Source organism: Azospirillum fermentarium (assembly GCF_025961205.1).
Classification (GTDB): Bacteria; Pseudomonadota; Alphaproteobacteria; order Azospirillales; family Azospirillaceae; genus Azospirillum; species Azospirillum fermentarium.
The window spans coordinates 592,074-604,196 of record NZ_JAOQNH010000002.1 but is presented as its reverse complement, the minus strand read 5'-3'; the positions used below and the strand labels follow the sequence as shown (position 1 = coordinate 604,196).

8 protein-coding genes are annotated in these 12,123 nt (G+C 69.6%); 5 read left to right on the top strand and 3 right to left on the bottom strand.

The genetic code is table 11. The features are described from left to right. The first annotated feature begins 34 nt into the window (after window positions 1-34). Entirely contained in the window at window positions 35-2,413 is a 2,379-nt protein-coding gene (locus tag M2352_RS17580) for a S8 family serine peptidase (protein ID WP_264665802.1), read from the top strand. 43 nt (window positions 2,414-2,456) lie between these two features. Here M2352_RS17580 and M2352_RS17575 read toward each other — a convergent pair whose 3' ends face one another. Together M2352_RS17575 and M2352_RS17570 are read right to left on the bottom strand one after the other, a co-directional pair. Continuing rightward, window positions 2,457-4,460 carry a PAS domain-containing sensor histidine kinase gene (locus M2352_RS17575; RefSeq protein ID WP_264665801.1) on the bottom strand — a complete coding sequence of 668 codons (2,004 nt, stop codon included), beginning with the start codon at window positions 4,458-4,460 and terminating at the stop codon, window positions 2,457-2,459. A 73-nt stretch (window positions 4,461-4,533) separates the two neighbouring features. Further along, entirely contained in the window at window positions 4,534-6,579 is a 2,046-nt protein-coding gene (locus M2352_RS17570) for an ABC transporter substrate-binding protein (protein WP_264665800.1), read from the bottom strand. Between the two features lie 385 nt (window positions 6,580-6,964). Here M2352_RS17570 and M2352_RS17565 point away from each other — a divergent pair, with 385 nt between their 5' ends. Next, entirely contained in the window at window positions 6,965-7,219 is a 255-nt protein-coding gene (locus M2352_RS17565) for a DUF4170 domain-containing protein (protein ID WP_264665799.1), read from the top strand. A gap of 133 nt (window positions 7,220-7,352) precedes the next feature. Here M2352_RS17565 and M2352_RS17560 read toward each other — a convergent pair whose 3' ends face one another. Next, a complete protein-coding gene (locus M2352_RS17560) occupies window positions 7,353-8,387 on the bottom strand; it encodes an MBL fold metallo-hydrolase (protein WP_264665798.1) in 1,035 nt (344 codons plus the stop codon). Window positions 8,388-8,516: 129 nt separating this feature from the next. Between M2352_RS17560 and M2352_RS17555 the strand changes: the two genes are divergently transcribed. The 3 genes from M2352_RS17555 to M2352_RS17545 all read left to right on the top strand — a co-directional run bounded on the left by M2352_RS17555 (window position 8,517) and on the right by M2352_RS17545 (window position 12,121). After that, window positions 8,517-8,951 carry a hypothetical protein gene (locus M2352_RS17555; protein WP_264665797.1) on the top strand — a complete coding sequence of 145 codons (435 nt, stop codon included), beginning with the start codon at window positions 8,517-8,519 and terminating at the stop codon, window positions 8,949-8,951. Between the two features lie 6 nt (window positions 8,952-8,957). Next, the gene (locus M2352_RS17550) at window positions 8,958-11,048 is read left to right on the top strand and encodes an alpha-galactosidase (protein ID WP_264665796.1); all 2,091 of its coding nucleotides are present in this window, start codon (window positions 8,958-8,960) and stop codon (window positions 11,046-11,048) included. Between the two features lie 143 nt (window positions 11,049-11,191). Then, window positions 11,192-12,121 (top strand): class I fructose-bisphosphate aldolase, encoded by a 930-nt coding sequence (locus tag M2352_RS17545; RefSeq protein WP_264665795.1) that lies wholly within the window; start codon window positions 11,192-11,194, stop codon window positions 12,119-12,121. The last annotated feature ends 2 nt before the right edge of the window (window positions 12,122-12,123 follow it).

Sequence of the window (12,123 nt, the reverse complement as noted above, 5' to 3'; positions counted from 1 at the left end):
ACCCACGCTCCCCCCCGGTGGGGGAGCGGGACCGGTGATCATCTCGTCCGCACGGCCCCACTTCACCCACCACACCCTGCCGATGGGCGGCGGCGTCCCCATGCCGCTGGGGGCCGACCGGGCGCGGACCGTCGTCTACATCCACGGCATCGGCAACAAGCCGTCGGAATCCGTGCTGAAATGCCAATGGGACACCGCCCTTTTCGGCCACCCCATGGGCGACCGGACGCGGATGGCCTATTGGGTCAACCGGAATTATTATCCCCGCCCGGAAGACGGCGTGTCCTGCGGGTCGCCCGACCACACCCGCGTGGACGACGACGAAGCCTCCCCCTATGCCATCATGGCGCTGGCGGGCGGGCAGAAACCCGATCCCATGACCGCCATCCAGCGGGAGATCGACGCCCTGTCCGGCGGCGACCGGGACCGCAAAGCAACCCTGGAGGCCATTGCCGGCGCCATGCTGCAAAGCGCGCCCCAGCCGGGCACCACGGGCATCCAGGGGCTTGGCCTGTCGGCGGATTGGCTATGGCGGCTGGCCATGCCGGGGATCACCCGCGCCTTTCTGCGCGACGTCCATGATTTCTTCTATGTGGATCACCGCAAGACCGAGATGACCCAGAGCCTGTCCGACCGGCTGGCGGCGGGTGGCGGGCCGTTCGTGATCATCGGCCACAGCCAGGGTTCGATGATCGCCTACGAGGTTCTGCGCCGCCTGAAGAAGGAGGATCTGGACGTCGAACTGTTCCTGACCATCGGCTCCCCCCTGGGCCTGCCCATGGTCCAGGAACGGCTGCGGGCCTGGGACAACGGAAATCTGGCCTTCCCTCCCTGCGTCCGGCGCTGGGTGAACGTGGCCGACCCGCTGGACCCCGTGGCGCTGGACAAGACCCTGAACGGCGAATTCAGCGGCGGCACCATCACGGATCTGCGGCGCGTCAACCTGGACAGCCCCCGCCACCCTCATTCCGGCACCGGCTATCTGGGGTTGGAAGAGGTGCGGGCGGCCGTCCGTGACGAAACCGGCAGCGCCTTCGGTCAGGTGATCGCCCCCTTCGCCATTGCCGGCAATCTGGTCGAGCGTCTGGAGGACGGCGGGCGGGACCACCGGCACCATGTGCTGATCGAGTTGGCCGGGGCCGGGGGCGGCACGCTGGCCGCCACGGGCGCGGCGGTCGAAACCCACATCCACACGCTGCTGCAGAGCCAGGGGATCGACGGCGGGGAAGCGGAGGTGGAGCGGCTGCGCCGCTATGTCTGCGCCCGTCTGACCCGGCTGGAGGTGGAGGCGCTGCGGTCGTCGTTTCAGGATCTCAACATCGGCGGGATCTGGCACAACGCGGAGAAACGTGCCCTGATCGCCGAATCCGCCCACACCGTCCAGGCCCATACGGCCAACCACGGGTACAACGCCGACGGGCGCGGGATCTGCTGGGCGGTTCTCGACACCGGCATCCAGGCGGGCCACCCCCACTTCCAGCAATACGCCAACGTCACCGCCCAGTACGATTGCACCACCACCGGTACGCCTGCCCCGGCCGCGCCCGGTTCGAACGGCTTCATCAACATCGACCGCCAGGGCCATGGCACCCATGTGGCAGGCATCATTGCCGGGCGCGCGGATGTCATGGACCAGAACGGCAAGCCCGCGGTCTATGCCGGCATGGCGCCGCGCTGCTCGCTGATGGGGTTCAAGGTTCTGGACGACAACGGCATGGGCCGCGACGCCTGGATCATCAAGGCGCTGGAAACCATCTTCGACCTGAACGAGAACGCCCGCGAACTGACGGTCCACGGCATCAACCTCAGCCTGGGCAGCAATTTCGACCCCAGCGTCTACGGCACCGGCCACACGCCGCTGTGCCGTGAACTGCGCCGGCTGTGGGGACAGGGGGTGCTGATCTGCGTCGCCGCCGGCAACGCCGGATTCGCCACTCTGAACAGCCAGAACGGCACCATCCAGGCCAACATGGACATCAGCATCGGCGACCCCGCCAATCTGGAGGAATGCATCGCCGTAGGGTCGGTGCACAAGACCAACCCACACACCTATGGCATCTCCTACTTCTCGTCCCGCGGCCCGACGGCGGACGGCCGGCGGAAGCCGGATCTGGTGGCGCCGGGCGAACGGATCGTTTCCGCCCGGCACGACTGGGCCCCGCTGCCGCCCACGCCGGGACAGCCGTTCGTTCCCCCCCTGAACCATCTTTACGTGGAAATGAGCGGCACCAGCATGGCCGCCCCCCATGTGTCCGGCATCCTTGCGGCCTTTCTCAGCCGCCGGCGGGAGTTCATCGGATACCCCGACCGGGTGAAACGCATCTTGCTGGACGGGTGCGTGGATCTGCAGCGCGACCCCTATATGCAAGGAGCCGGGCTGCCGAATCTGGTCAAGATGCTGGCGCTGAACTGACCGGCATCGGCGGCACGGTGAACGGGGGCGGCTCCGCCCCCGTTCATTCCGCCGCGCACGCATCCTCGGTCAGGCGGCGGGGCAGGCGCAGGGTGAACACCACCCCCTGGCCGATGGCACTGGCCACGGTGATCTGCCCCTTCAGCGATCCGGTCACGATGTTGTGCACGATGTTCAGCCCCAGCCCCGAACTGCCGTTGCCGCGGCGGGTGGTGAAGAAGGGATCGAAGATCTTGGGCAGGTTTTCCGGCGCCACCCCCCGCCCGTCGTCGCGGTAGACGATCTCCACCATATGGAAATCGGTCTGCACCGCGGTCAGCGACAGGTGCCCGGTCTGCCCCTCGTCATAGGCATGGACCAGGGAGTTCATCACCAGATTGGTCACCACCTGCGACAGCAGGCCGGGATAGCCCAGCATCTCGATCCCCGGATCGCAGGTGATGGTGATCTGGTGCGGGGTCTTGCGCAGGGTGGGCGACAGGCTGTTGATGATGTCGTCCAGGTACTTGCCCAATTCGAACGGGCGCAGCATCTCCGACGTGCGGTCGGTCGCCACCTGCTTGAAGCTCTGGATCAGCGACGACGCGCGTTCCATGTTGTGCAGCAGCAGCCGCGCCGCCTCGTCCGCCAGCTCCAGGTAATTGTGCAGGTCGGCGCGGCGGATCTGGTTCTGCGACACCAGCATGTGGATGTCGCGGGTGCGGTCGGCCAGATGGGAGGCGGCGGTCACGGCCACGCCGACCGGCGTGTTGATCTCGTGCGCCACCCCGGCCACCAGGGCGCCCAGGGACGCCAGCTTTTCCGAGCGCACCAGCTCCGCCTGCGCCCGGTTCAGGTTCTCCAGCGTTTCCTGCAAGTCGGCGTTGGCACGGGTCAGCGCGCGGGTGCGTTCCTCCACCCGCGATTCCAGCGTCTGCCACGCCTGGCGCTGCAAGGTGATGTCGCGGCCCGTGCCGCGGTAGCCCACGAAGGCGCCCGCCCCGTCGAACACCGGCAGCCCGGCCAGCCGCGCGAACGACACATGCCCCTGGCCGTCGGTCCACGAGATGTCGAACTCGTGCACCGGCTCGCGCCGTTCCAGCATCGCCATGAAGCCGTCCCACCCGCCGGGATCCGCCGCGTCCGGCCCCAGCTGGTCGGCGCGCAGCCCGATGGGCGCATGGGCCGGGCGCAGCAGTTCGAAGAAGCGGTCCGACAGCGCCACGTAGCGCAGATCCCGGTCCAGTTCCCAGTACCAGTCGGACGCGGCGGCGGTGAAGTCGCGGAAGCGCGATTCGCTGAGCCGCAAATCCGCCTCCATCCGGTCGCGCTGGCGGGCACGGGTGGACAGGTCGCTCGCCATCCGGTTGATGCCGTCCTCCAGCAGGCCCAGCTCGTCCTCGGCCACCGCCAGGGGCGGGGCGTCCTCGTCGCCGGCGCCGATGCGGTGGACATAGCCGGCCATGGCACGGATGCGGCGCAGAACCGTCAGCTTGAAGGCCAGGAAGATGATCGCCGACGTCAGCACCACGCAGACGAACGACGCGGCGGCCACGTTGGCGATCACCACCTGCTTCTGCGCCGTCAGCCCGGTGGTGTTGGCCTTGATCAGCGTGTAGAGCGTGGGGATGTCGGTGCCGCGCAGGAACAGCGGCGTCACCGACACCAGCGACGTGCGGTCCCCCTCGGTCACGTCGTAGAGCCGCGGCCCCCGTTCGCGCACGGAAAACCACGCCGGGTCGATGCCGGGAATTTGCCGGATGTCGCGGCCCAGATTGGCCGGATGCAGGGCGTGGAACACGTTCCAGTTGGCCCCGACCACCATCCCCTCTTCCAGTTCCTGGCCGATCAGGTTGGCCATGATGTCGCGGTCGGCCACGGCGTCATAAGCCAGCACCCCCCGTTCCATCATGTCGCCCGGCACGACGATGCGGTCGCGGGTGCGCCGCTCCACCTCGCTGCTCAGCCGCTGCACGGCGTAGGCACCGATGAAGACGAGCACCACCAGCTCGACCACCACCACCGTGGCGCCGATGCGGAAAGCCAGACTTCTCAGCAATGAGCGCATGGACCGCCACCCCCAGCGATGCCCATGGGGCGTTTGAAACGAATGGGCACGTTGTTGCGGGCCGGCGGCGGCATCATGGCCCCTCCACATAATATTGGGCCGGGTTGGTGGGGGCCGGCGTCGGATAGACCCAGCTTTCCGGCATGCTCCGCGGCACGTTGCGGAAACCGGAGCGCACCACCCCCACGCCCCCCGGCGTGATGGCAATGCCGATGGCGTAGAATTCCTCCGCCGCGATGGCCAGGATGTCGCGCATCAGCCGATCCTGCCGCTCGGCATCCGCCGTTTCGCGGATGCGGCGGTAAAGGTCCAGTTGCTGCAGCACCGGGTCGGGCGGGACCATGGCCCCGTCCGCCGCCGGAGCCTCCCGCCAGCGTTCCCACGCGGGCGCGCCGCTGTAGCCGTCGAAGGCGGGAATGAAGCCGTGGATCTCCTGCATCGGGTCCATGCCGCCGTCGCCCGATCCGATCACCGCGTCGAACAGGTTGGCCCGCACCCGGCGGCGCAGGGTGGCGCGGTCCAGTTCCTCCACCCGCACGTCCAGGCCGGCGGCCTGCCAGTCAGCGGCCACCATGCGGGCCGCGGCCCCCTGGTGCGGACGGTCGGCCCGCACCAGGATGGTGAAGGCCGCCGGGCGCCCGTCGGGCATCATCCTCACCCCGCCGGGAGTCCGCCGGCCGAGCCCGGCGGACTCCAGCCCGGCCGCCGCCGCCGCGGGATCGAAATCCAGGTGCTGGCGGGCCAGCCGTTCGGAATAGAACCGCGACTCCGGCCGCGGCGCCACCTGTGCCGGGGTTCCCCGGCCGTTCAGGGGGCCGGCGATGATGCCGGCCCGGTCGATGGCATGGGACAGCGCGATGCGCACGTCCCGCCGGGTGAACAGGGCGCGCAGGCCCGGATCGGGGTGGGTCAGGTTCAGCATCAGCGGCACGGCGTTGCTGTCGCCGGGCTGCATCGCCACCGGACGGTACCCGTCCGCCAGCAGGGCGGGCAGCCGGTCCTGCACCTGGGGGATCACCACATGGCGGGCCTGCATGTCGATGCCGCCGTCCAGCAGCAGACCCAGGAAGGAATCGTCGCTGTCCGTCAGCGCCACCTCCACCCGGTCGAGATAGGGAAGCTGCTGCCCGGCGGGATCGACCTTCCAGTAAAAGGGGTTGCGTTCGGCCACCACCCGCGGCGGCGGGCCGGGTTCATAGCGCACCACGCGCCAGGCCCCGATCACCGGCACGTCGTCGGCCTCCATGGGAACCGGGGGCAGCGCCGGCCCGGCCAGCCCCCCCGCCGGCACCGGCACCGGGCGGCGCAGCAGCGAGGGCAGATCCGACAGGCTTTGGAAGCTGTTGGCCTTCAGATGGAACAAAGCGGCCCAGCCGTTCAGCCCCGCGGCCCGCGCCATGGCCGCCGCCCCGTCGGGATTGTAGCGTGCGTGATAGCGTTCCAGCGCATGGCGGGGATAGTCGGTCGGTCCGCGCCGCTCCTGCCCCGAGGCCAGCGCCGGCAGGAACAGCCCGTTGGGCTGGGCGAAGACGAAGCGCACCGTGTCCGTCCCGGGAATTTCCAGCCGCACGCCGGCCCCGGCCCGTGGCATCCACGGCGGCGGCAGCGGTGTCAGGTCGGGGTTGCCCAACACATCCTCGAACCAGAACTGCACATCCTCCGCCGTGAAGGGCACGCCGTCGGACCACCGCAGGCCGGGGCGCAGGCGGAAGGTGAAGACGCGGGCGTCCTCGCTCACCTCCACCGCCTGGGCCACGTTGGGCACCACCCGCCGCCACGCGGCGTCCCACCGCATCAGCGGCTCGTACCCGATGGTGCGGTAGAGCAGCAGCCCGTCCGCCTCCCCGATCATGGCCTGATGCCACGTGCCGCCGTAACGGCCGGCCTCTTCCACCGGAATCAGCAGCGGGTTGCCCGGCAGCCGCCCGGCCACCGGCGGCAGGGTGCCTGCCGCCACATGGGCGGCCAGAGCCGGGGCTTCCCGGTAGAACGCCCGCCCGTCCGCCGCCCGGACCGGCGCCGGCACCGCCCCGGCCAGCAGACACAGCAACGCCAAGGCCCCGGCGAACCGGGGGACGGTTCCGGGCTGTGAGGCTGTGTGGAAGGCTCCCAGGGTCATAGGTCCGATTCGTGTCCTCTTCCGGCACCGGCCTTACGAGGCTGCACCAAAGTGGTACCATGAAGCAACCGAGACGGGAAGCGCGGCCCTAACATACTCGGGTATTATGGAAGAGTTCCAATCGCCGAAATCCGGGGAAACCGGGCCATGCGGCCGGTGATGGCGGGGGTGCTGGGAAGAGCCCCCATCCACACGAATGCTTACACAAACAGCAAACGCCGCGGATTTGCGCAAATGAACCGGAAGAAACCGGGAGAAGCGCCCTGGCTTAACCGTCGCCGCAAGTGGTCACACCACTGAGAAACAATCGCAATTCCCTTGATGCAGCTGGGCCGCGGGGCTATGACGGTGCGATTTTTCTTCCCCCCTTTAAGGACATGCGCCCATGCCCGACAAACAGCAGCTCCTGCATCTGGTGTTCGGTGGCCAGCTCATTCGCCCCGACAGCCAGGAATTCGTCGATCCCAACAAGCTCCACATCGTCGGGATCTTCCCCAACTACGATGCGGCGGTGAAGGCGTGGCGCGGGGCCACCGGCGCCACCATCGACGACGCCCACATGCGCTATTTCATCGTGCATCTGCACCGCCTGCTGGATCCCACCGGCGGCCACGACCACGACCACGACCACGATCATTGATCGGTTCCGATCGGGATCATTGATCGGTTCCGATCGGGACCATTGATCGGTTCCGATCGGGACCATTGATCGTCCGCACCCGCGGAAAGGCCCCGGCCCGTGAGCGCCGGGCGGGGCCTTCCGCAGGAACGGTTCAGGCCGCGCGGTAACGGGCGGGCACACCCGCCTCCCGCACCAGGACGCCCCGGTGCAGCAGGTGATTGACGTGGGCCAGCGCTTCGCCGATGGCGAAGCGGACCTGGATGGGGTCCAGTTCCCGCGGGAACATGGCCTGCATCACGTCGAACACCGTTTTCGGCCCGCCGCGGCAAGCCTCGGCCACCTCCGCCAGCCGGTCGGCGTGATGGCTCGCCAATTCCGCGGCGCGGGCGTGCAGCCCATGGAACGGCCGCCCGTGTGACGGCAGCACCAGCAGCGAATCCGGCACGCGCCGGCACACATCCTCCAGGCTGACCAGAAAATCGTTCAAGGGATCCTCGTCGGGCTGCTGCGGCCAGACGCTGACGTTGGGGCTGATCTTGGGCAGCACCTGATCGCCGCTGATGAACACCCCGGCCTCCTCGCCCATCAGGCACGCCTGCTCGGGCGCATGGCCGCGGCCCACCACCACCCGCCACCGCCGCCCGCCGATGGCGAGACCGTCGCCGTCGCGCAGCCGGTGAAGGACGGCGGGCACCTCCGGCACCGCCAGACGGTAGGCGTCGGCCCGCCGGGCCAGCCGCTCGGCCAGCGGCTCCGGCAGCCCGGCGTCGGCGTAGAAGCGGGCCGCCAGCGGCGTGCATTCCTCCGCCCCCTGCATGGACAGCATCCGTCCCCACAGCCATTCGGCGAGCGTGGCGTGGAACGTGGCGCCGAACCGCGCCGTCAGCCATGCCGCCAGCCCCATGTGGTCGGGGTGGAAATGGGTGGTGATGACGCGGGTGACGGGCCGCCCGCCCATGGGACCGGTGAACAGCGCCTCCCACGCCGTGCGGGTGGCGTCGTCGTTGAAGCCGCAATCCACCACGGCCCAGCCGTCGCCATCCTCCAGCAGCCAGATGTTGATGTGGTTGAGGGCGAAGGGCAGCGGCATCCGCGCCCACCACACACCCGGCGCCACCGCCACCGCGGTTCCGGCGGGCGGCGGGGTGCCGAAGGGATCTTCGGCGGGGGGAAGGGGCGTGGTCATGGAACGGCTCCGCAGGGTTGACGTTTGCGTGATCCTAGGCCAAGCGCTTGCCCGGCACCAGTTTGTGTTACAAGAAGCCCCATCGTCCTTCGACTCATTCCGTACCCTTCAGGATCCCGGCCCCCCATCATGACCCGTTTCGACGACAGCGCCGCCCGCCATCCCTCCCCCTTCCGCGAAGGGGACGCCGTGACCGTCGTGTCGGGCGAGAAGGGGCCGCAGAGCCTGACCACCGTCCGCCGCTTCCTCCACGGCGGGCGCTGCATGGAGCTGGCCGACGGGTCGCAGTGGCGCAGCGACGGCAAGCGCCAATGGACCTTCGGGTCGTCCTACTATCACGGCCCGGTGGTGGAACCGCGCCGCCCCGGCGACGAGGCCCACGTCAACCGCCGCCGCGCCATCGGCGCCATCCGCAAGTTCGCCAACGGCCTGAACGAAGCCACACCGCTGCAGGCCGACGCGCTGATGCGCATCATGGCGGTGATCCAGGAGGAAACGGCGGCGGTGGCCGGGCTTGCCCCCGAAACCGGCGACGGCGATTCCGCGGACGCCGACGGGGCGTAACCGGCGGTGACCGCGGCCCCTTCCCTGCTCCGCCGCCACGGCGGCGGCGTCAGCCTGGTCATCGACCCGCGCGGGGCCGGACGGGTGCTTTATTGGGGGCCGGCGCTGCCGGCGATCACCGACGGCCTGTGGAACGCCGAACCGCCGGCCACCCCCGACCCCGGCGGCGCCGCGCCGCTGGTGCCGCTGACCGGTTGGGGCTATGGCGGGTTGCCGGCCCTGTCCGGGCGCTGGGCCGGCGGCGGCTGGGCGCCGCGGCTGGCGGTGACCGCGGTGTCCGGCGAGGGACAGGCGCTGAGCCTGACGCTGGCCGACCCCGGCGGCGCGCTGTCGGTGGTGCTGGACTGGGAACTCGACGCGGACACCGGCGTGCTGACCGGCACCGCCGCCGTCACCAACCATGGGGCGGAGCCGTACCGGCTCGACGGGTGCGCCGCGCTGTGCCTGCCCCTGCCCGGCTGGGTGGACGAGGCGCTGACCTTCGAGGGCGGCTACATCCGCGAGTTTCAGGAGCACCGCCAGCCCATCGGCCCCGGCGCCCTGGTGCGGGAGAACCGTCGGGGCCGCACCTCCCACGACAGTTTCCCGGCCCTGGTGGCGGGCGAGGCCGGGTTCGGCGCCGTCCACGGCAGCCTGTTCGCCGTGCATCTGGGCTGGAGCGGCAACCACCGTCTGACCCTGGAAACCCTGGCCGCCGGCACCCGGGTTCTGATGGCCGGCGAACTGCTGCTGCCGGGGGAGGTGGTGCTGGCGCCGGGCGAAACGTACCGCACGCCGCCGGCTTATGCCGTGGCCGCCGACGGTGGGCTGAACGGGCTGATGGCCCGCACCCACGCCCACGTGCGCCGCCGCATCCTGCCGCGCGTGCCGCTGCCGGAACGGCCGGTGCATCTCAACACCTGGGAAGCGGTCTATCATGCCCACGACCCGCAGGGGCTGGGCGACTTGGCCCGTGCCGCCGCCGCGGTGGGGGTGGAGCGTTTCGTTCTCGACGACGGCTGGTTCCACGGGCGTGTGAACGAGCGTCATGGGCTGGGCGACTGGTGGCCCGACCCGTCGAAGCATCCCGGCGGCCTCGCCCCCCTGGCGGAGGCGGTGCGGGCGCTGGGGATGCGTTTCGCCCTGTGGGTGGAGCCGGAAACGGTCAACCCCGGCAGCACGCTCCACACCGATCATCCCGACTGGCTGCTGCGCCTGCCCGGTGACCCGGACGGGCGGCGGCAGTACGTGCTCGACCTGGGACGGGAGGCGGTGGCCGATCACCTGTTCGCCCGAATCGACGCCCTGCTGCGCAGCGCCCCGGTGGACATGCTGAAGTGGGACATGAACCGCGACCTTGCCGGCACCGGGTGGCAGGGGGAGCCGGCGGTGCGGCGGCAGGTGGCCGGCGTCTACCGCCTGATCGACCGGCTGCGCGCCACCCATCCCCATCTGGAGATCGAAAGCTGCGCGTCGGGCGGCGGGCGGGCCGACTGGGGCATTCTGGCGCGGTGCGAACGCATCTGGGTCAGCGACAGCATGGACGCCCACGACCGGCTGTCCATGCAGCGGGGCTTCACCCTGTTCTTTCCGCCCGAGGTGATGGGAGCCCACGTGGGCCGCGGGCAATCGGCGGTGACCGGGCGGCGGCTGGAGCTTGATTTCCGCTGCGCCGTGGCGCTGTTCGGGCACATGGGGGTGGAATGGGATCTGCGCGGGATCAATGCCGAGGAGCGGGACCGGCTGGCCGCCTGGATCGCCCTGCACAAGCGGCACCGCGCCCTGCTGCACGGGGGACGCTGGGTGCGGCTGCCGCTGGACGACCGGGCCGTCACCGGACACGGGGTTGTGGCCGGGGACGGCGGCTCGGCCCTTTATCTTGTGGCCCAGCAGGTCACCCGCCCCGGCATCGTCACGGTGCGGCTGCCGGGGCTGGCCCCCGGTGCGGTGTACCGGGTGACGGTGCCGGAGCCGTCGCCCTGCCCGCTGCCATGGGGACGGGCGGGGCTGCGCTTCACCGGCGCGCATCTGGCAGCGGCGGGGCTGCGTCTGCCGCTCGGAACACCGGACGAGGCGGTGGTCCTCCACCTTGAGCGCTGCGGGGGCGAAACGTCATAGAACGGGCGGAATCGGGCCGAAGCGGGGGTGAATCATTGGTATAACCAGTGAAAAACCCGTGACCGGCCCATTGCAAAGCGCCGCGCGGTGGGCTATCAGAGCCGCACTCTTTTCAAGAATTCGCCCCAAGGGAGACGAGCACCATGAAGCTCACCCGCCGCGTCAAAGAGATTCTCGCGAACTACGAAAGCGACAATCCCGGCGTCAAGGCCAACCTCGCCCGCATCCTCATGGAAGGCAAGCTGGGCGGCACCGGCAAGCTGGTCATTCTGCCGGTGGACCAGGGCTTCGAGCACGGCCCCGCCCGCAGCTTCGCGCCGAATCCCGCCGGCTATGATCCGCACTACCACTACCAGCTGGCCATCGACGCCGGCTGTAACGCCTACGCCGCTCCCCTGGGGTCGCTGGAAGCCGGTGCCGACACCTTCGCCGGCTCGATCCCGCTGATCTTGAAGATGAACAGCGCCAACAGCCTGTCGCGTCAGAAGGAAGACGCCGACCAGGCCGTGACCGCCTCGGTCGCGGACGCGCTGCGCATCGGTGCGTCGGCCATCGGCTTCACGATCTATCCCGGCTCCGATTCCATGTACAACCAGTACGAGGAAATCCGCGAGCTGTCGAAGGAAGCCAAGGCCGCCGGCATCGCCACCGTCATCTGGTCCTACCCGCGCGGCGGCAACGTGACCAAGGACGGCGAACTGGCGATGGACGTGATCGGCTATGCCGCTCACATGGCGGCTCTGCTGGGCGCCCACATCATCAAGGTGAAGCTGCCGTCGGCCCATCTGGAGCAGGCGGAAGCCAAAAAGGTCTATGAAGCCCAGGGCATCAAGATCGATACCCAGGCCGACCGCGTGCGCCACATCATGCAGTGCTCGTTCAACGGCCGCCGCATCGTTGTGTTCTCCGGCGGGGCGACCAAGGGCGAAGACGCGGTGTTCGAGGATGCCCGCGCCATCCGCGACGGCGGCGGCAACGGCTCGATCATCGGCCGCAACGCCTTCCAGCGTCCGCGTGACGAGGCGCTGAAGCTGCTCGACCGGATCATGAAGATCTATCAGGGCAAGGAGTGATC